Consider the following 19,813-nt stretch of genomic DNA (forward strand, 5'->3'; position numbering starts at 1 on the left):
ACACAGAGATGTCCGAGCTGCCCGCTCTTCCCGTCACGTTCCGGCCGGGCCGCACCCGCGCCGTGCTGCTCACCTCCGGTGCCGTGATCTTCGTGGTCATCACGACGGTCGCCATGCTGCTTGAGCACATCGGCCCGGGCGAGCGCATGAGCTTCGTCCTCACGGCCGCGCTGCTGTTCGCCGTGCTCGCCCAGCTGGGCCGGGTGAAGGTCGTCGCCGACGAGTCCGGCGTCACGGTCGTGAACATCGCCAGCAGGCGGCGGCTGGCCTGGGCCGAGATCGTGCAGGTGAACCTGCGCCCCGGCGATCCCTGGGTGTTCCTCAACCTCAGCGACGGCACCAGCCTGCCCGCGCTCGGCATCCAGCCGGGCATCGCCAAGCAGCGCGCCATCGCCGACGCCCGCACACTGCGCGCCCTCGCGGAGGACCGCTCCCTGCGGGATCCCGGGCAGCGACAGGGCTGATCGAGGCGGCCCCGGGCGATCTCAGGGCCGTCTCGGGGTCGTCTCGGGGAAGTCCACACTGCCGTAGTGCCCCATGTCTTGATTAATCTGTTGTCGGAGGCGCTGTCGTTGCGCCTTCGCCGCTGATGTTCGCGCCGGTCTTCGCCGGCCCTCAGCGGGCCCCTGCTACCCGAGGAGTGACTCCCTCCAGCGATGGACGGATCGTCCTGTAGTACCTGCGCCGCCCCCTCCCGGCACCACGAGGCGGCGGCATCATGACCACACCCCTGCTGCTCCTCGCAGCGGCCTTCCTGCTGATCCTGGCCAACGGCTTCTTCGTCGCCGCGGAGTTCGGCCTGGTCACGGTCGAGTCGACGGACGCGGAGAAGGCCGCGGCCGAAGGCGACAAGCGGGCCCGCCGGGTCGCCGAGTCGCTGCGGCACCTGTCCTTCCAGCTCTCCGGCACCCAGCTCGGCATCACCATCACCTCCCTCGTCGTCGGCATGCTCGCCGAACCGGCGCTCGCGGCCCTGCTGCACGGCCCGTTCACGGCCCTCGGCGTCCCCGACGGCGCGGTCTCCTCGGTCGCGGTGATCGTCGGAATGCTGCTGGCCTCCGCCGTGCAGATGGTGATCGGCGAACTCGTGCCCAAGAACTGGGCGGTGTCCAAGCCGATGCAGGTCGCCCGCTTCGTCGCGGGCCCGCAGCACGCCTTCGCCCGGCTGTTCCGCCCGGTCATCTCCGCGCTGAACACCGTGGCCAACCGTCTGGTGCGCGCCCTGGGCGTCGAGCCCGCCGAGGAGCTGGCCTCCGCCCGCACCCCCGGCGAACTCGTCTCCCTCGCACGGCACTCCGCACAGGCCGGCGCCCTGGAACAGGACACCGCCGACCTCTTCGTACGGACGCTGTCGCTCGGCGAGCTGACCGCGCAGCACGTGATGACCCCGCGGGTGAAGGTGAGCGCGCTGCAGTCATCGGCGACCGCCGAGGACGTGGTCAACCTCACCCGTGCCACCGGACTGTCCCGCTTCCCGGTCTACAAGGAGCGGATCGACGAGGTCGTCGGCATGGTCCACCTCAAGGACGCCCTGGCCGTCCCGGCGCACGACCGGCTGCGCACCCCGGTCGGCCGGATCGCCCGCCCGGCCCTGCTCGTGCCCGAGACCCTGCCGGTCCAGCCCCTGCTGGCCCAGTTGCGCAGCGAGCAGCCCATCGCGGTCGTCGTCGACGAGTACGGCGGCACGGCGGGCGTCGTGACCCTGGAGGACATCGTCGAGGAGATCGTCGGCGAGGTCCGCGACGAGCACGACGGGCAGGACGTGCCCGAACTCGCCGCCGCCCCGGCCGAGGACGGCAGGCCCGCCTGGGACGCGGACGGCAGCTGCCGTGTCGACATCCTGCAGCGCATAGGCCTGGACGTGCCCGAGGGGCCGTACGAGACCGTCGCCGGGCTGGTCGCCGACCGGCTCGGCCGGATCCCGGCCGTCGGCGACCGGGCCGAGCTGCCGGGCTGGCGGCTGACCGTGCGCCGTGTGGGGCACTACCGCGCCGAGCGGGTCCGGCTGGTCCGCACCGGACCGGTCGTGGAGGTCGCCCGATGAGCGTGCTCCAACTCCTGTTCGCCGGACTGCTCGTGCTGACCAACGGCTTCTTCGTCGGCGCCGAGTTCGCGCTCGTGTCCGTACGCCGCAGCCAGATCGAACCGCTCGGCACGGCCCGGGCCCGCCAGGTCCTCTACGGCCTGGAGCGGCTGCCGCAGATGATGGCAGCGGCCCAGTTCGGCATCACCGTCTGCTCGCTGACCCTGGGCGCGGTCGCCGAACCGACCGTGGCGCATCTGCTGGAACCGGTCTTCGAGTGGATCCACCTCCCGGACGGGATGATCCACCCGCTGGGGTATGTCATCGCGCTCGCCGCGGTCGTCTTCTTCCACCTCGTCATCGGCGAGATGGTCCCGAAGAACCTGGCGATGGCGGCCCCGGAGAAGGCCGCGGTGTGGCTCGCTCCCGGCCTGGTGGCCTTCGCCCGCGTGTGCAAGCCGATCACGGTCGCTCTCGGCGCCTGCGCGCAGGCGATCCTGCGGCTGTTCCGGGTCGAGCCGAAGGACGAGGTCGAGGCCGTCTTCACCAGCGAGCAGCTCAACCGCCTGGTGGAGGACTCCGGCCAGGCGGGTCTGCTGGACCCCGAGGAGCAGGAACGCCTGGAGGACGCCCTGGAGCTGGGCTCCCGCCCGGTGACGGACGTCCTGCTGAAGGCGGAGTCCCTGGTGACGGTCCCGCCGTCGGTCACCCCGGGCCGGATCGTCGAACTCACCGCGCGCACCGGGTACTCCCGCTTCCCCCTCGCCGCGGAGAACGGCGCCTTCATGGGCTATCTGCATGTGAAGGACGTACTGGACCTGGAGGACTCCGATCGGGCGGTGCCGCAGCAGCTGTGGCGTCCGATGACGACCCTGCGCTCCGAACTGCCCCTGGACGACGCCCTGACGGTGATGCGCCGGGCCGCCACGCATCTGGCCCAGGTGGCCGACGCGTCCGGCAAGGTGCTGGGCCTGGTCGCCCTGGAGGACGTACTGGAGCTCCTGGTCGGTGAGGTCACGGACCCGGCGCACCGCGACGTGCCGCCGGTGAAGGTGACCGAGCCGCGGGCCAGCGGCGAGCCGGAGAACGCGCTGACCGCCTGACGCGGCACAGCGGGCCGGGGGCCGAACGGGGGCAGGGGGCCCGTCACATCGCGGACGGGTCCTGCGGCCCCCGCCCCGACAGCACCTCCCCGTACGCCTGCATCAGGTCGGGCAGCCGCAGGGTCGACAAGTCGTCACGGGACAGCGTGCCCGGGTAGACCGACAGCCGCAGGTCGCGGTACGCGCAGCTCTTCTCGTAGAGCGTGCGCAGGAACCGTCCGTTGCCGAGCTCGTCGATCCAGCCCTGGTCCACCACGTGCCCGGCGATGGAGCGCAGCTCGTCAAGCGCCTCCTCGTCCCACACGTCGCCGTTCTCCGCGGCCAGGACCTCGCCGATGGAGGTGAGTTCGAGCGGGCGGTAGGACGGGAAGTCGACGCGGGTCGTGAAGCGGGACGACAGCCCGGGGTTGGCGGCCAGCAGGCGGTCCATGCCCTCGGGGTAGCCGGCCAGGATGACCACCAGGTGGTCGCGGTTGTCCTCGGCCCGCTTCAGCAGCACCTGCAGCGCCTCGTCGCCGTACGCATCGCCCTTGCCGTAGCCGGAGTTGGAGAGCGAGTAGGCCTCGTCGACGAAGAGCACGCCGCCGATCGCGGAGTCGATGAGCTCATTGGCCTTCACGGCCGTCTGGCCCAGGTACTCGCCGACCAGGTCGGCCCGCTGGGCCTCCACGAGGTGGTCGCCGCCGAGCAGGCCGAGGGCGTAGAAGACCCGTCCGAGGATGCGTGCCACGGTGGTCTTGCCGGTGCCGGAGGGCCCGGAGAAGACGAAGTGCCGCTTGGGCGGCTGGACCGGCAGGCCCTGGCCCGCGCGCAGCCGCGCCATGTTCAACTGCGCCGACAGCGCCTTCACCTGGCGCTTGACCGGCTCCAGGCCCACCATGCGCTCCAGCTCGGCGAGCGCCTCCTCCAGCAGCAGCGGGTCGGTGGGGCCCGAGGGCAGCGGGGAGCCGGCAGGCCCGGTGGACTTGTGCCGTACGGTCGGGTCGATCGTCGAGGGGAGCGGGCCGACGGGCGGCAGGTCGGAGTCGGGCAGCCTGAGGTCCCGGCCCTCGGTACCGAACAGCGGGTCCAGGGTGTCGGGGCCCTCCAGGGCGTCCTGGCCGCCCGAGAGGGCGATCGCCGCGAGGTCGGAGGACTCGTCGTACCCGTCGCCCTCGGCGATCGCCGCGAGCCGGGCCGCGGTGTCCATGAAGGCGGGGTCGACGCGGTGCACGGCGCGGTACAGGGGGAGTGCGGCGGCCGAGCGGCCCGTGCCCTCGTGGGCCCGCGCCAGCCAGTAGCGCAGCTCCTTGCGCTGCGGCTGCTCGCTGCGGCAGCGCATCAGGGCGGCCGCAAGGAGCGGTTCGGCCTGTCCGTACATCTCCAGGCGCACCCGCGCCATGCCGCCGAACAGCCCCGCCTCGATGCCGAGCAGGGCGTCGTCGATCAGCGGGTCGGTGTGCCGCACCAACTGGTCCCAGTCCTTGACCAGATAGGCACGGCAGGCATGCAGAAAGCGGACCTGCGGGTCGGTGTCCACGGGCGGCAGTCCGGCCAGCGCCCGGTCCAGCTCCGGGACATGGCGGCCGTCCAGCCAGTGCGAGGCGTGCGCGAGCAGCAGATCGCGCGGGCTCTCCAGCACGGGCTGCACCCACCACCCGAGCCAGTACCAGGAGTTGAGGGAACGGCGGTGCCGGGCGCGCTGTTCGCCGAAGCGGTCCCGGTGCCGGAACATCCGCAGCAGCGCGGTCGTCGTGTCGACGCGCAGCGCGTGCAGTCCGAGCCAGCCGTCGGCCATCCCGGGATCCATCCGGACCGCCGCCCGGAACTCCTCCTCCGCCTGCGGATAGGCGCCCATCGTGTAGGCGTCCACGCCTCGCAGCCAGGCGAGGTCGGCCGGGGCCTCGGGGCCCTGCGTGCCGAAGTCCATCACGTCCCCCACAAACCGTGCCCCCGTCGGTTGACCACCGGACCGTCGTCCATCGGCCGCCTTGATCGAAACGCCGTGCCGCGGACCGGAGTTGCGGTGCGCGCAGTCGTCCGTCAGGTCGCACCGATGGCATCGTACCTGCGCCGGTGTCGCCCGCCGAAGGGTGCCGCACGGGCCGTTTGACGAGGTGGGAGCAGACGGGGGCGCACTTCGGACGGTGACCGAGGGTGAGCGAACGGCGCCTCGGAGCGTCCGGAAAGGTGGGATGAGGGCAGAACGAAGCCCCCGATCACGGGGGAACAACCGGGGGCTTCGCGTCTGCAGGCGGCTACGAGCGGCCGCTCATTGAGAACGTAAGTCCTGTACGGCCCCCCGGTCAAGCGGAGTTGAGGCACTCCGGGAAGTTGAACGGCGATGCTCTTCACAAGTTCAGCACACTGCCGCTGGCCCGTCACCCTGTGTGAACACCTGGTCTGGTCCAACCGTGTTCGCGGGCCCCGGGAGCACCTCGTACCCCTCCGCCAACTGCCGCACCAGAAGATCGGCGTAGGGCCTCGAAGGGTCTTCGGCGAAGTGTCGCCGCTCCGCCTGAACCCACCCGGCCCAGAAGTCCCGTTGCTCCTCCCCGTCCCGCCGCTGCCCGCGCGTCCAGGACTCCTCGCGGGTCAACTCCATCCACAGCAGCGCGGCCAGATGCGGCCGCAGTGCGCGGCGGCCGGCGCCGACGCCCTCGACGAGGACCACCGGGGCGGGCGGCAGGGGGAGGGGTGCCCCGAAGCGGCGGGCGTGCCAGTCGTAGGGGGTGTACGCGGCCGGCTCGCCGCGCCGGAGCGGCTCGACGACCTGTGACAGGAGGCGGCCGGTCCAGCCGAAGAGCGCGTCGTGGCTGGCGAAGTCGTCGAGGTGCAGCACGGGTGCCCCGTCCAGCGCCGTGGCCAACTGCCCGGCGAACGTGGACTTTCCGGAGCCGGCGTGTCCGTCGACGCCGATCAGGCGGACCGGCCCGCAGGACGGGGGCAGGTGGCGCAGCCGGGAGGCGAGCTCGTGAATGGTCGTTTCCTCGTTCGGTGGGTGTCGAGCAACGGGCATATTCGTGGGGAACATTCTAGTGGTGGGTGAAATCGGGGCGAATGGGCAGGCCGAAAATAGTGCCGATTTGAACTAGTAGGGGGCCGCCCGTCGGTCGGTCACATTCGCGCCGCAAACCCTTGACAGGCTATGTCGAAAACCACGTTCCGGTTTCCCGTGCTGCTGAGTAAGGTGCATGTGCACAGCTGACCAAGGTGCCAAGTGCACAACTGCGAGGCGTCGTACGGGGAGAGACAGGAGCAGATGGCCGCTGGGTTATTCGAAGGCCAGTATGTGTGGCATCCGGCGGCGGACGACCGCCTGCTCGCGAACGTCTGCGTGGACGTGCGTGCGGGCCGCTACCGAAGTGCCCACGAGGCCCTCGTCGAAACGCGCCGGGACTTCGGGCTGCGCGCCCACCGTTCCCTGGTCCTCGCCTCCGAGGCGGCCGACTCCGACCTCGTCGAGCGCTGGCTGGACGAGGAGCCGAGCGCCGAGGCCGCGCTGGTGTGGGCGCGCGTCGCCGTCCTGCGGGCGCTGCGCGCGGCCGACACCCGCGACGAGCGGGCCGAGGCGCTGGAGCGCATCGCCCTGACCGCCTGCGACCGGGCCGCGGCGGCCAACCCTCTTGATCCCACGCCCTGGACGGCCCGGCTGGCGATGGCCCGGCTGCACCGGATCAGCGACCCCGCCCCGCGCGGGCTGCTCACCGCGCCCGCCGGCCCCTGGCGGCTGTTCGCGCACATCCTCTCCCTCGACCCCTGGCACCGCGAGGCCCACCACCGCTTTCTGTCCTGCTTCTTCAGCCGGTACGGCGGCTCCGTCAACGCCGCCTGGGACGTCGCCGCCTTCCTCGGCCAGCGCGCCTCCGCCGACTCCCCGCTGCGCCTGCTGCCACTCGTCGCCCTGGTCGAGAGCTACAACCCGACCCAACTGCTCGCCGACCGCCTCTGGGAGCAGCCGCAGTGGCGCTCCACCGCCCTCGCGATCTACCAGAACTGGCTGCCCACGGTGGCCGGTTACCGCTTCACGCCGGTGCTCGACCTGGCCTACCTCGCGCACGCCCTGGTCATGGGCAAGTGCGAGTTCGAGGCGCGGGCGGTCTTCTCCGCAATGGGCCCCTACGCCTCCCGTATGCCCTGGTCCGCCTTCGGAGAGCCGGCCGAGCAGCTGTCCCGAGCCCGCCGCGCCTGCGGCCTTCCCGTCCCCCCATAAGTGCGACCACCCCCATAGAAAGGCCGCCACGTGTCAGAACGAACAGCAGACAGGACCGAGCCGGACGACGACGCCACGCTCCATGCGATGGGTTATCCGAGAAAGCTCACGCGTCGCTTCAAGGCGTTCGACAACTTCGCCATCTCGTTCACCATCATCAATATCATCTCGGGAATCTTCTCGAGTTTCGGATTCGGCATGAATGCCGGTGGGCCCCGCATTCTGGTATTCGGCTGGATCGGTGTCTCCGTGATGGTGCTCTTCGTCGGCCTCGCCATGGCGGAAGTCGCCTCCGCCTATCCGACGAGCGGCGCGCTGTATTTCTCCGCCGGTAAACTCGCCAAACGGCACAAGGGTGCCTGGTCCTGGTACACGGGCTGGCTGAACTTCGTGGGCCAGATAGGCGGCACGGCGGCCACCGGTTACGCGGCCGCCACCTTCATCCAGGCCTTCATCGCCCTGCAGTGGCCCTCGTACGTGCCGACCGCGCACCAGACCGTGCTGATCACGGCACTGATCATCGTGCTGCAGGGACTGGCCAACACCTACACCGTCCAGCTGGTCGCCGTCCTCAACCGGATCTCGGTGTGGTGGCTGCTGATCGGTCTGGTGGTGATCGTGACCGCCCTGATCGTCGGCCCCGACGACCACCGCTCGGCCTCGTTCGTCACGCATTTCGCGAACAACACCGGTTTCACCAGCGGGCTTTACGGCGGCATGCTCGGACTGCTCGTCACCAGCTGGACCTTCACCGGCTTCGACGGCAGCTTCCACATGTCAGAGGAAACGGTGCGGGCCACCGTCAACGCCCCGAAGGGGATCACGCGGGCGATCGGTTACTCGGCGATCACCGGACTGATCCTGATGCTCGCATTGGTCTACAGCATTCACGACTACGACCATGTGGCGGGCGCTTCCGCTCCGCCCGTCCAGATTCTGATCGACGGCCTCGGTCTCACCACCGCCAAGCTGCTCCTGCTGATCGTGATCGGCGCGATGCTCTTCTGCGGTCTGGCGAATCTCACCAGCAACACCCGGCAGATCTTCGCCTTCTCCCGGGACGGCGCCATGCCCGGTTCGCGCTGGTGGCACACCGTCTCCTCGCGCACCCGCACCCCCGTCAACGCCGTCTGGCTCGCGGTGGGCTGCTCGCTCGCGCTCGTCCTGCCCGGCTGGTGGTCGCACACGGCGTTCACCGCCATCGTCAGCGTCAATGTCGTCGGTCTCTTCCTCGCCTACGCCGTGCCGATCCTGCTGCGGCTGCGCCTGGGAGGCGAGTTCCAGCCGGGCCCGTGGAACCTGGGCCGCTGGGGCCGTCCGGTGGGTGTGGTCGCGGTGGCCTGGATCGTGCTGAGCAGCGTGCTGTTCATGCTGCCGCAGGCCTCGCCCATCACGGTCGACTCCTTCAACTACGCGCCGATCGCCCTCGTCGTGGTGCTGGTCGTCGCCACGGTCTGGTGGTTCGCCACCGCCCGCCGCCGCTTCCAGGGACCGGTCAGCTACGGCCGCCCCGACGAGGTCGCGGCGATGGACCTGATCTGAACCCGGCGCCCGGCGCGCCCCTGTGGCGTGCCGGGCCGACCGGTTCCGCAGGTCATATCAGTGGTCGAGACCAATATTCATGGGCGTGGCATGCGCCGAAGTGCTGGCAGGACGTGGGACCTGCGGCCATAGTTGGCGCACACGCAGCAGACGGTGCAGTACACACATGCCGTCGGACCCGTCCCGACTCGGACACCTGGGGGTCAATCCGCCCATGAGCAGAGCCGAAAAGCCGTCCCGCAGAACCGTTCTGGCCGCCGCGGTCGCCGCCGCGGTGGTGGGCCCGGCGGTCACCGCCGGCGTCGCCGAGGCCGCGAAGGCCCCGGCCCGGCCGGTCGACTACCGCGCCTGGACCACACACCACGACTGGCGCTCCGGCATCGCGAAGGGCGTCCGTGCCGTCGCGGGCGCCCGTCCCGGCGTGGTGATCGCCACCCCCGCCGGCACCACCGACTACACGGACCCGCACACCGGCACCACCGCCGCCTGGGAGTACGCCACCTGGACATCCCCCGTCCACCGGCTGCGCGTCCCCTCCACCGAGGCCATCGCCTCCTGGAACGCGCACACCCCGGCCGGCACCTGGATCCAGGTCGAGCTGACCGGCACGTACTCCGACGGCACGCAGACCCCCTGGTACGTGATGGGCCGCTGGGCGGCCGGTGACCAGGACATCAAGCGGACCTCGGTGGACGACCAGACCGACGGCAAGAGCTCCATCTGGACGGACACCTTCGCGATCGACGACGCGACGACGGGCCTGCGCCTGGTCTCGTACCGCCTGCGTCTGACCCTGTACCGCAGGCCCGGCACCAAGCTCACCCCGACCGTCTGGCGGCTCGGCGCGATGGGCTCCGACATCCGCGACCGCTTCACGGTCCCGGCCTCGACGCCCGGCCTGGCCCAGGAGCTGATCGTCCCGCGCTTCTCGCAGGAGATCCACAAGGGCCAGTACCCCGAGTACGACAACGGCGGCGAGGCCTGGTGCAGCCCCACCTCCTCGCAGATGATCATCGAGTACTGGGGCGGCCGCCTCACCCCCGAGCAGCTGTCCTGGGTGGACCCGAGCTACGCCGACCCGCAGGTCGACCACGCCGCCCGCTTCACCTACGACTACCAGTACGAGGGCTGCGGCAACTGGCCGTTCAACGCCGCCTACGCGGCGACGTTCAAGGGCCTGCAGGGCGTGGTGACCCGGCTCGGCTCGCTCACCGACCTGGAGACGCTGATCGCGGCCGGCATCCCGGCCATAACGTCGCAGTCGTTCCTCAAGGAGGAGCTGACGGGGGCCGGTTACGGCACCTCGGGGCATCTGATGACGATCATCGGCTTCACCGCCGACGGCGACGTGATCGCCAACGACCCGGCCTCGCCGAGCGACGAGGCGGTGCGGCGCGTCTACAAGCGGCGCGAGTGGGAGAACATCTGGCTGCGCACCAAGCGCTACAACGCCAGCGGCAGCGTGGTCTCCGGCACCGGAGGCGTCTGCTACCTGTACTTCCCGGCGCGCCCCACGGCCCATCAGTGCAAGGCGCTCGCGGCGGTCGGCGTGCGCTGAGCCGGCCCCGACATGCGAAGGCCTCGGGAGACCGGGGCCTTCGCCGTGTGACCAACGTCTCGGCCGCAAAAGCCCATCCAGGTGGCAAGGTGGACGAAATGGTGGGGGAGTCCACCGCACACCGACCTCAGCGAGACGCCATGACCGCACACTCAGCCACCGCCGCCCGCACCCGCACCGGCGGCCCCAAGGACGACGGCCCGGAGATCCTTGAGCACGTCATGGGCTGGACGCTCGTCGTGGTCGTCGCGATGCTCGTCGTCCAGCTCGGTCTGCTGTGATCTGAGCCATACGAGCTCCGGCCTGTCCGCGCCCGCTCGTTGATCGGACTCGAACGAGTGGCCGTGGTTGTTCTGACATACTGCGGACGTCCCGCCGCCCCGCTGGAGACCAGGGTCGAAATTGAAGATCAGCCAACAGAGCGAGGCCACACGCCCCCGGGCGCGCGGCACCGAGCGCTCGCTGGCGCGTCGCGCCGAACTCATCGCCATCGGGCGGAAGTTGTTCGCCGACACGTCGTACGACGCGCTCTCGATGGACGACATCGCCCGGCAGGCGCACGTCGCCAAGGGGCTGATCTACTACTACTTCCAGTCCAAGCGCGGCTACTACCTGGCGATCATCCAGGACTCCGTGGCCGACCTGGTCACCTACGCGGCGAGCGGTGTCGAACTGGAGCAGGTGGACCGTGTCCACCGCACCATGGAGGGCTATCTGCGCTACGCCGAGCACAATCACGCGGCGTTCCGCGCGATCGTCAGCGGCGGTGTCGGCTTCGACGCCGAGGTGCACGCCATCCGGGACGGAGTGCGCGAGGCGATCGTCGCGACCGTCGCCGAAGGGGCGTACGGCCGCACGGACATCAGCCCGGTCGCCCGCATGGGCCTGTTCGCCTGGGTGTGCAGTGTCGAGGGCGCCACGCTCGACTGGATCGACCGCCCCCGCCTGACCCGCGAGCAGATGCGTGAACTGCTGGTCAAGACGCTCGGCGGCGCGATGCGCGCCATCGAGGAGCTCGACCCCTCCCACCCCGCTCCGGCCCCCGCCCGCCGGGACGCATGAGCGAGGGGCGGAGGCTCCCGCGCCCCCGCCCCGTTCACCGTACTGCCGCTGTCAGTTGATGGCCTTGATCAGTTCGCCGTTCGTGGTGTCACCGCTCAGTTCCCAGAAGAACGTGCCGCCCAGGCCCTGCTCGTTCTTGTAGGTCATCTTCGACGCGATGGTCGAGGGCGTGTCGTAACTCCACCAGTCGTTGCCGCAGTTGGCGTACGCCGTGCCGCCCACCGTGCCGGTCGCCGGGCACTTGGTCTTGAGCACCTTGTAGTCGTCGATGCCCTGCTCGTACGTGCCCGCGGCCGGTCCGGTCGCGGTGCCGCCGGGCGCGTCCTGGGTGACGCCGGTCCAGCCGCGGCCGTAGAAGCCGATGCCGAGCAGCAGCTTCGAGGCGGGGATGCCGAGGCCCTTGAGCTTGGCGATGGTCGACGAGGTGTCGAAGTCGGCCTTCGGGATGCCGTCGTAGGACGTCAGGGGCGAGTGGGGGGCGGTCGGGCCCTGGGCGTCCCAGGCGCCGAAGTAGTCGTACGTCATCGGGTTGTACCAGTCGACGTACTGCGCGGCGCCCGCGTAGTCCGCGGCGTCGATCTTGCCGCCGCTGGTGGCGTCGGCGGTGATGGCCGCGGTGACGAGCTTGTCGCCGCCGAACTTCGAACGCAGCGCCGCCATCACGTTTTTGAAGGCGTCCCGCCCGCTGGTGTCACAGCTCAGACCGCAGGCGTTCGGGTACTCCCAGTCGATGTCGATGCCGTCGAAGACGCCCGCCCACTTGGAGTTGTTCACCAGGTCGTAGCAGGACTGGGCGAATCCGGCCGGGTCCTTGGCGGCCTCGCCGAAGCCGCCGGACCAGGTCCAGCCGCCGAACGACCAGAGGACCTTCAGATCCGGGTGCTTCTTCTTCAGCTTCAGCAGCTGGTTGAAGTTGCCGCGCAGCGGCTGGTCCCAGGTGTCGGCGACGCCGTCCACGGACTCGTCGGCGGTGTAGGCCTTGTCGGTCGCCGCGTACGAGTCGCCGAGCGCGCATTTGCCGCCGGTGACGTTGCCGAAGGCGTAGTTGATGTGGGTCAGCTTGTCCGCCGAGCCGGACGTGTCGATGTTCTTGACGTAGTACTTGCGGTCGTAGGTGCCCCATTCGGTGAAGTAGCCGACGACCTTGGAGCCGGCGGCCTCCTCGGCCGAGGGCTTTGCGCTGGCCGAGCCCGCGCCGGCCAGCAGCCCGGCGCCGAGGGCGGCACAACAGGCCGCGGACAGCAGTGCCCGCAGCCTGAAGCGGGGGCGGTGGGGGATGTGCATCGGGTGCTCCTCGTGGGGGAGAGGGATCGCGCGCCGATTGGCATGAACGCGGTAAAGCGTTGGTCATGAACACTAGGAGGACTAGACCAGTTCGGTCAATGGTGCGGACCAATTTCGCGAGCCGTGCGCACCCCTTCCGCGCGGGCCGGGATATTCTTGAAGTGAGCGGTCGTTAACTGGTGACGGGATGCCCTCGATCGGGCATACTCACAGCGCACAGCCGCTGGTCAGCAGCTTCCGAGACCCGGGAGAGCGAGCACCGGCCCGGCATCAGAACGACCCGGCGGAGCCGCCCACCCATGGCGCGCATCCGCTGATGTGCCCGAACAGGGAGGAGAGCGTCGCCATGCCCGACCGCGCCCCGCAGCCGGTGGACCGGCAACTGCCCACCGAGGAGGCCCGGGACCTGATCTCGCTCGTCCGTGACATCGCGCAGCGCGAGATCGCCCCGAAGGCGGCCGAGGAGGAGGACGCGGGACGCTTCCCGCGCGAGGTCTTCACGCTCCTGTCGGAGTCGGGCCTGCTCGGCCTGCCGTACGGCTCCGAGTACGGCGGCGGGGACCAGCCCTACGAGGTCTATCTCCAGGTGCTCGAAGAGCTCGCCGCGGCCCGTCTCACCGTGGGACTCGGCGTCAGCGTGCACACCCTGGCCACCTACGCGCTCGCCGCCTACGGATCCAAGGAGCAGCGGGTCGAGCATCTGCCCGACATGCTCGGCGGCGGACTGCTGGGCGCCTACTGCCTGTCCGAGCCGTCCTCCGGCTCGGACGCCGCCTCCCTGCGGACGAAGGCCGTCCGCGACGGCGACGACTGGGTGCTCACCGGCACCAAGGCCTGGATCACCCACGGCGGCATCGCCGACTTCTACACGGTCATGGCCCGCACCGGCGAGGACGGCCCGCGCGGGATCACGGCCTTCCTGGTGCCCGGCGACGCCGAGGGCCTGGGCAGCGCGGCGCCCGAGAAGAAGATGGGCATGAAGGGCTCACCCACCGCGCAGGTCCACCTCGACGGAGTGCGCGTGCCGGACGAGCGGCGCATCGGCGAGGAGGGCCAGGGCTTCGCGATCGCCCTGTCCGCGCTCGACTCCGGCCGGCTCGGCATCGCGGCCTGCGCCATCGGTCTCGCCCAGGCCGCACTCGACGAGGCGGTCGCCTACGCCACCGGGCGCCGGCAGTTCGGGCGGCCCATCGCCGACTTCCAGGGCCTGCGCTTCATGCTCGCCGACATGGCGACCCAGGTCGAGGCGGGCCGGGCGCTGTATCTGGCGGCGGCGCGGCTGCGCGACGTGGGGCGGCCGTTCGCCAAGCAGGCGGCCATGGCCAAGCTGCACTGCACGGACACCGCGATGAAGGTGACCACGGACGCCGTACAGGTCCTCGGCGGGTACGGCTACACCGCCGACTTCCCGGTCGAGCGTTACATGCGCGAGGCCAAGGTGCTGCAGATCGTCGAGGGCACCAACCAGATCCAGCGGATGGTCATCGCCCGTCACCTCGCGGGTCCGGAAACCCGCTGAACTGACCCGTCGCGACCTGCGGGGCCGCCAGCCTGACCCACTCCGGGTCGTGGCGGCCCGGCAGCGTGCGGCCGCGGTCGGCCCAGGTGCGCATCAGGTCGCGGTAGATCGGCGGGTCCTGCGGCTGCGGCGGAGCCGGCGGAACCGTTCCTGTGGGGGGCGGCACGAAGACGCGTCGCTGACGCCCGATGGTGGAGTATGTGGGGGTCATACCTGGGCAACGCGGAGGTAGGCGACAGGTCACCTTTCTGCAGATTCGAGCGTGAGTTCGCGGACGTACGCCGCGTCTCTGGTCACCGCCGACCGTCTGACGTACCGTCAGGCCAGCCGTCCCCAGGGAGGTTTGGCATGGCCGACGACCGCCCCGTACCGCTCGACGAGTACCCGGTGCACCAGGTCCCGCTGTCCATGCGGCACGTGGCGACCGGGGACCGCAACGCCTACGACCGCTGCATCTTCCACGTCCTCGACCACGAGGGGCGGGCGCTGCTCGTCGCGGGCCTCGGCGTGTACCCCAACGTCGGCGTCATCGACGCGTACGCGACCCTGCGGACCGGGGACGTGCTGCACGCCGTACGCGCCTCGGACGCCCTCGGCGACGACCGCATGCGCCTGACCGTCGGGCCGCTCAGGATCGAGGTCGAGGAGCCGCTGCGGCGGCTGCGGCTGGTCTGCGACGACGATCAGTTGTCGTACGACCTTGTCTGGACCGCCGACTTCCCCGCCCTGTGGGAGCCCCACCACGTGCAGCGTCGCGGCGGCCGGCTCACCCTCGAAGGGCGGCGCTTCGTCCAGGCGGGCAGCGTGACGGGCACCGTGCGTGCGGGCGGCGAGGAGTTCCGGGTCACGGCCGGCGAGTGGACCGGCACCCGCGACCGCAGCTGGGGCGTACGGCCCATACCGGGCGAGGAGGGCGGCCGACTCGCCGAAGAGCACCCCACCGAGGGCTTCCACTGGCTGTGGTGCCCCGTCCGCTTCGAGGACCGGTTCCTGATGGTGATCGTCCAGGAGGACGCGGACGGATACCGCTCCCTGAACGACGCCACCCTCGTCCGCCCCGGCCACCGCGACCGCCAACTCGGCTGGCCCCAGGCGGAGATCACCTATCGCTCCGGCACCCGCGACCCGGTCCGCGCCCTCGTCCACCTGGGCGACGTCCGCAAGCCGCAGGAGCTGGAGGCCGAGATCCTCACCTCCTCGCCGCTCGCCGTCGGCGCCGGGTACCCGCCCGCCGACGACTGGCAGCACGGCACCTGGCGCGGCCCCGGCTGGACCGACCGCCGCACCTACGACCTGACGCAGCCGCACACCCTCGCCGCCTACGGGGTCACCGACCATGCCGCCCGCTTCCGCCTGGACGGCCGGATCGGGCACGGCATCTTCGAGCACGGCTCGTTCGGGCGGCACGATCCGAGCGGGTTCACGGACTTCAACTCGGTCGCACCGTAAGGGGGTTCGCACATGGCCACGGCGCCCCGCCCACGCACCACCACCCGTGACCGGGAGGACCTCACCCGCCGCCTCACCGCCTGGCTCGGCACCCGGCTGCCCGGCGCCAAAGCGGTCCGGGTGACGGTCCCCGAGTCCAACGGCCTGTCCAGCGAGACCCTGCTCTTCGAGCTCGATCACCCCGAACCCCCGGTGCGCGCCTGCGCGTTGCGGCTCGCCGCGGACCCGGCGGCGTACACGGTCTTCCCGGTGTACGACATGGCGCGTCAGTACCGCACGATGCGCCTCGTCGCGGAGCACTCGGACCTGCCCGTGCCGAGAGTGCTGTGGCTGGAGGAGGACCCCGGCCCGCTCGGCGCGCCGTTCTTCGTGATGGAACGCGTCCGGGGACGGGTGCCGCCCGACGTGATGCCCTACACCTACGAGGGCAACTGGCTGCACGCGGCCGACGACGCCGAACGCGAGCGTCTGGAGGCCGCCTCGGTCGCCCTGCTCGCCCGGCTGCACGACCAAGTGCCACCGGAAGAGGCCGAGTTCCTGGCGCTCCCCGGTGAGGGCGACGCCCTGCGCCGCCACGTCACCGCCCAACGCACCTACTACGACTGGGTCGTCGACGGACGCGCCCGCTCACCCCTCATCGAGGCCGCGTTCGACCGGCTGGAGGAACTCTGGCCACGCGATCCGGGCAAGGCGGTGCTCAACTGGGGCGACGCCCGCATCGGAAACGTCGTCTACGACGGCTTCGAGCCCGTCGCGGTGCTCGACTGGGAGATGGCGGCCCTGGCCCCGCGCGAGGTCGACCTCGGCTGGACCGTCTATCTGCACCGCTTCTTCCAGGACCTGACGGTCGCCTTCGGCCAGCGCGGCCTGCCCGACTTCCTGCGCCGCGACCGCGTCGAGGCCCGCTACGCCCGGCTCACCGGCCACACACCGCGCGACATGGACTTTTACACGCTGTACGCCGCGCTGCGGCACGCGATCGTCATGCTGCGCATCGCCTACCGGCAGGTGCACTTCGGCGAGGCGAGCGTCCCCGCGGATCCGGACACGCTGATCCTGCACCACGGCAGTCTGCGCGCCATGGTGCAGGGCAGCTACTGGGATTGAGCGGAGTCGCTCAGGCGGCCTGGCCGCGCAGCACGGTGACCCGCATGGGCCGTGAGCCCGGGCCGCCGACGTGCGAGAACGGCTGTGTCCGCCAGTCGAGCCCCTGAGGGAGCGTCAAAAGCAGGGCCGTGTCCTGCTCCTGGGGTCCGGCCGACTCGTCCGCGGGGCGGGCGTCGCCCGCGCGGCGTCCGGTCCCGGCGCACACCGTCAGACCGAAGGGGTTCCACGGCGAAGCACACAGCGCGTGCTCCGGCAGGACCTCCTCGTCCGCCAGCAGGGCGATGGGCTGCGCGCAGTCCGGGCAGATCACCCGGTACATCTCGAAGGTGTCGTACGCGTCCAACTCCTCGTCGAAATCGTCCGGTTCGACGCCCTCCGGCTCGGGCTCGGTGACCGCCTGGAGGCGCTTGGGCGCGGTTCGGCCAGGGCGCTTGGGACTCTGCATGGGTTCTCCCCCTCGGGCTGGGCCGTTCAGGCACTGCGGCCTCGACCACAGCAAGCACTTCCCGTCCGGTCACGGCGGTAACCACGAGAACATCACGGAGAGGTCTCGCGGCCTGTGGCGTTCGTCACATGCCGCTCGCAGATGCCGTACGGGGCCGCCGAGTCGCCCGGACGGCTCACGGTCAGCTCTCGCCTACATCACAAACCGGGCATGACCCGGCCTGCTCAGGTATCCCGGGAGGTCAGGCGCACTGTAGGTTCTTGCGCCATGGAGGAGCTCGACCGACAGATCGTGCAGCTGCTCGTCAAGGACGGGCGGATGAGCTACACAGACCTGGGCAAGGCCACCGGCCTGTCCACGTCGGCCGTGCACCAGCGGGTGCGGCGGCTCGAACAGCGCGGGGTCATCCGCGGCTATGCCGCGGTGGTCGACCCCGAGGCCGTCGGGCTGCCCATGACCGCCTTCATCTCGGTCAAGCCCTTCGACCCCAGCGCCCCCGACGACATCGCCGACCGGCTGGCCGGCGTGCCCGAGATCGAGGCCTGCCACAGCGTCGCCGGCGACGAGAACTACATCCTCAAGGTGCGGGTGGCGACCCCGCACGAACTGGAGGAGCTGCTGGCCCGGCTGCGGTCGCTGGCCGGCGTCTCCACGCGGACGACGGTCGTTCTGTCGACACCGTACGAGGCACGGCCGCCGCGCGTCTGAGGGGCGACGGGGGCGACGGGGGCGACAGGGCTACGAGGGCGACGGGCGACGGAGGTGCCCGAGGGTTGCCGCCGCCGCGCCCCGCCCCGGCAGGAGCGCCCCACGTGCAACCCCGACGGCACGGCGCGAGAAACTGTCCGTCATGAGCGCGCGCACCCCCGACCCGAAGACCGTCCTGCTCCGCCGCGGAGAGGTCCACAGCCCCGCCGACCCGTTCGCGACCGCGATGGTCGTGGAGCGCGGCCAGGTCGCCTGGGTCGGCTCCGAGGGCGCCGCCGACGCCTTCGCCGACGGGGTCGACGAGGTGGTCGACCTGGACGGCGCACTCGTCACCCCGGCGTTCACCGACGCCCATGTGCACACCACCTCCACCGGCCTCGCGCTCACCGGACTCGACCTGTCCGACGCGCCCTCCCTGGAAGCGGCGCTCGCGCGCGTACGGGACTTCGCGACGGCCCGCCCGCAGGACAAGGTGCTGCTCGGGCACGGCTGGGACGCCTCCCGCTGGCCGGGCGGGCGCCCCCCGACGCGCGCGGAACTGGACGAGGCCACCGGCGGCCGCCCCCTCTATCTCTCCCGCATCGACGTCCACTCGGCGGTCGTCACCACGGCCCTGCTCGACCTCGCCCCGGGCGTCGGCACCGGCACCGGCGACGGACCGCTGACCACCGACGCCCATCACGCCGTGCGCGCCGCCGCGTTCGCAGCCGTGACGCCGGCCCAGCGCACCGAGGCCCAGCGCACCGCGCTCGCCCACGCGGCCTCCCTCGGCATCGGCTCGGTCCACGAATGCGCGGGCCCGGACATCTCCTCCGAGGACGACTTCACCGACCTCCTGCGCCTGGCCGCCGAGGAACCCTCGCCGCGGGTCGTCGGCTACTGGGCCGAGGCGGGCGAGGAGGGCGTGGCGAGGGCACGTGGGCTGGGCGCCACCGGTGCGGCCGGTGATCTCTTCGTCGACGGCGCGCTCGGCTCGCACACCGCCTGCCTGCACATGCCGTACGCCGACGCGGACCACACCGGCACCGCCTACCTGGACGCTTCCGCCGTCGCCGCACACGTGATCGCCTGCACCGAGGCCGGTCTGCAGGCCGGCTTCCACGCGATCGGGGACGCCGCCGTGACCGCGGTCGTCGAGGGCGTGCGCGCCGCCGCCGACAAGATCGGCCAGGCACGCGTCCGCGCCGCCCGCCACCGCGTCGAGCACGCCGAGATGCTCACCCCGGAGACGGTCGCGGCCTTCGCCGAGCTGGGTCTGACCGCCTCCGTCCAGCCCGCCTTCGACGCACTGTGGGGCGGCGAGGACGGCATGTACGCCCAGCGCCTGGGCGCCGACCGGGCCCGCACCCTGAACCCCTTCGCGGCCCTGCTCAAGGCGGGCGTGCCGCTCGCCTTCGGCTCCGACAGCCCGGTCACCCCCTTCGACCCCTGGGGCACGGTCCGCGCCGCCGCCTTCCACCGCACGCCCGAGCACCGGGTCTCCGTGCGCGCGGCGTTCACCGCCCACACGCGCGGCGGCTGGCGGGCGATCGGGCGCGACGACGCGGGCGTCCTGGTGCCGGGGGCGCCCGCCGACTATGCGGTCTGGCGCACCGATGAGCTTGTGGTGCAGGCGCCGGACGACCGGGTGGCCCGCTGGTCGACCGACCCTCGTTCCGGCACGCCCGGGCTGCCCGATCTGACGCCGGGCCGGGAACTGCCGGTCTGTCTGCGCACCGTGGTCGGCGGGCGGACCGTGTTCGTAGGGCCGGGCGAGTGATCTCCCGGGGTGGCGCGACGCCGATCCCCGCCCGCCACGCCGTCGCACGACCCGCATATCCT

Annotated in this window: 17 protein-coding genes; 13 read left to right on the forward strand and 4 right to left on the reverse strand. The window is 71.3% G+C overall.

What is annotated here, in order from left to right; all coding sequences use genetic code 11:
* Nucleotides 1-8 precede the first annotated feature (8 nt).
* The 3 genes from MQN93_RS32530 to MQN93_RS32540 all read left to right on the forward strand — a co-directional run bounded on the left by MQN93_RS32530 (nucleotide 9) and on the right by MQN93_RS32540 (nucleotide 3,126).
* Nucleotides 9-464 carry a PH domain-containing protein gene (locus MQN93_RS32530; protein WP_016434180.1) on the forward strand — a complete coding sequence of 152 codons (456 nt, stop codon included), beginning with the start codon at nucleotides 9-11 and terminating at the stop codon, nucleotides 462-464.
* Nucleotides 465-718: 254 nt separating this feature from the next.
* On the forward strand, nucleotides 719-2,044 hold the full coding sequence (locus MQN93_RS32535; RefSeq protein ID WP_016434179.1) for a hemolysin family protein: 1,326 nt from the start codon (nucleotides 719-721) through the stop codon (nucleotides 2,042-2,044).
* Complete coding sequence (locus MQN93_RS32540; RefSeq protein ID WP_016434178.1) at nucleotides 2,041-3,126, forward strand: hemolysin family protein; 1,086 nt, start codon at nucleotides 2,041-2,043, stop codon at nucleotides 3,124-3,126. Before MQN93_RS32535 ends, MQN93_RS32540 begins: the two co-directional genes overlap by 4 nt.
* A 43-nt stretch (nucleotides 3,127-3,169) precedes the next feature.
* Here MQN93_RS32540 and MQN93_RS32545 read toward each other — a convergent pair whose 3' ends face one another.
* Nucleotides 3,170-5,035, reverse strand: coding sequence for an AAA family ATPase (locus MQN93_RS32545; RefSeq protein ID WP_016434177.1), 1,866 nt, complete (start codon nucleotides 5,033-5,035; stop codon nucleotides 3,170-3,172).
* Between the two features lie 429 nt (nucleotides 5,036-5,464).
* Complete coding sequence (locus MQN93_RS32550) at nucleotides 5,465-6,124, reverse strand: uridine kinase family protein (protein ID WP_242712371.1); 660 nt, start codon at nucleotides 6,122-6,124, stop codon at nucleotides 5,465-5,467.
* Nucleotides 6,125-6,367: 243 nt separating this feature from the next.
* On the opposite strand from MQN93_RS32550, the gene MQN93_RS32555 reads away from it, so the two are divergent.
* The 5 genes from MQN93_RS32555 to MQN93_RS32575 all read left to right on the forward strand — a co-directional run bounded on the left by MQN93_RS32555 (nucleotide 6,368) and on the right by MQN93_RS32575 (nucleotide 11,480).
* Entirely contained in the window at nucleotides 6,368-7,318 is a 951-nt protein-coding gene (locus MQN93_RS32555) for a hypothetical protein (RefSeq protein WP_242712372.1), read from the forward strand.
* An 87-nt stretch (nucleotides 7,319-7,405) separates the two neighbouring features.
* Nucleotides 7,406-8,860 carry an amino acid permease gene (locus MQN93_RS32560; protein WP_242712373.1) on the forward strand — a complete coding sequence of 485 codons (1,455 nt, stop codon included), beginning with the start codon at nucleotides 7,406-7,408 and terminating at the stop codon, nucleotides 8,858-8,860.
* A 214-nt stretch (nucleotides 8,861-9,074) separates the two neighbouring features.
* Nucleotides 9,075-10,418 (forward strand): C39 family peptidase, encoded by a 1,344-nt coding sequence (locus MQN93_RS32565; protein WP_242712374.1) that lies wholly within the window; start codon nucleotides 9,075-9,077, stop codon nucleotides 10,416-10,418.
* A 140-nt stretch (nucleotides 10,419-10,558) separates the two neighbouring features.
* Complete coding sequence (locus MQN93_RS32570) at nucleotides 10,559-10,699, forward strand: SCO1431 family membrane protein (protein WP_242712375.1); 141 nt, start codon at nucleotides 10,559-10,561, stop codon at nucleotides 10,697-10,699.
* A 121-nt stretch (nucleotides 10,700-10,820) separates the two neighbouring features.
* Entirely contained in the window at nucleotides 10,821-11,480 is a 660-nt protein-coding gene (locus MQN93_RS32575; RefSeq protein WP_016434171.1) for a TetR/AcrR family transcriptional regulator, read from the forward strand.
* Between the two features lie 51 nt (nucleotides 11,481-11,531).
* Here MQN93_RS32575 and MQN93_RS32580 read toward each other — a convergent pair whose 3' ends face one another.
* Nucleotides 11,532-12,764 (reverse strand): glycoside hydrolase family 18 protein, encoded by a 1,233-nt coding sequence (locus tag MQN93_RS32580; protein ID WP_242712376.1) that lies wholly within the window; start codon nucleotides 12,762-12,764, stop codon nucleotides 11,532-11,534.
* A gap of 346 nt (nucleotides 12,765-13,110) precedes the next feature.
* Here MQN93_RS32580 and MQN93_RS32585 point away from each other — a divergent pair, with 346 nt between their 5' ends.
* The 3 genes from MQN93_RS32585 (at nucleotide 13,111) to MQN93_RS32595 (ending at nucleotide 16,839) form a co-directional block, all read left to right on the forward strand.
* Nucleotides 13,111-14,283, forward strand: coding sequence for an acyl-CoA dehydrogenase family protein (locus MQN93_RS32585; protein WP_242712377.1), 1,173 nt, complete (start codon nucleotides 13,111-13,113; stop codon nucleotides 14,281-14,283).
* Nucleotides 14,284-14,631: 348 nt separating this feature from the next.
* Nucleotides 14,632-15,732 (forward strand): Rv3169 family protein, encoded by a 1,101-nt coding sequence (locus tag MQN93_RS32590; RefSeq protein WP_242712378.1) that lies wholly within the window; start codon nucleotides 14,632-14,634, stop codon nucleotides 15,730-15,732.
* A 12-nt stretch (nucleotides 15,733-15,744) separates the two neighbouring features.
* The gene (locus tag MQN93_RS32595; protein WP_242712379.1) at nucleotides 15,745-16,839 is read left to right on the forward strand and encodes a phosphotransferase family protein; all 1,095 of its coding nucleotides are present in this window, start codon (nucleotides 15,745-15,747) and stop codon (nucleotides 16,837-16,839) included.
* Between the two features lie 10 nt (nucleotides 16,840-16,849).
* Here MQN93_RS32595 and MQN93_RS32600 read toward each other — a convergent pair whose 3' ends face one another.
* Nucleotides 16,850-17,284, reverse strand: a complete 435-nt coding sequence (locus tag MQN93_RS32600) for a hypothetical protein (protein ID WP_016434165.1) — start codon at nucleotides 17,282-17,284, stop codon at nucleotides 16,850-16,852.
* A 267-nt stretch (nucleotides 17,285-17,551) separates the two neighbouring features.
* Here MQN93_RS32600 and MQN93_RS32605 point away from each other — a divergent pair, with 267 nt between their 5' ends.
* Nucleotides 17,552-17,992, forward strand: a complete 441-nt coding sequence (locus tag MQN93_RS32605) for an Lrp/AsnC family transcriptional regulator (RefSeq protein ID WP_016434164.1) — start codon at nucleotides 17,552-17,554, stop codon at nucleotides 17,990-17,992.
* 142 nt (nucleotides 17,993-18,134) lie between these two features.
* Nucleotides 18,135-19,751, forward strand: coding sequence for an amidohydrolase (locus MQN93_RS32610; RefSeq protein ID WP_242712380.1), 1,617 nt, complete (start codon nucleotides 18,135-18,137; stop codon nucleotides 19,749-19,751).
* Nucleotides 19,752-19,813: the final 62 nt, after the last annotated feature.

This window comes from Streptomyces spinosisporus (assembly GCF_022698145.1).
In the GTDB taxonomy this organism is placed as follows: domain Bacteria; phylum Actinomycetota; class Actinomycetes; order Streptomycetales; family Streptomycetaceae; genus Streptomyces; species Streptomyces spinosisporus.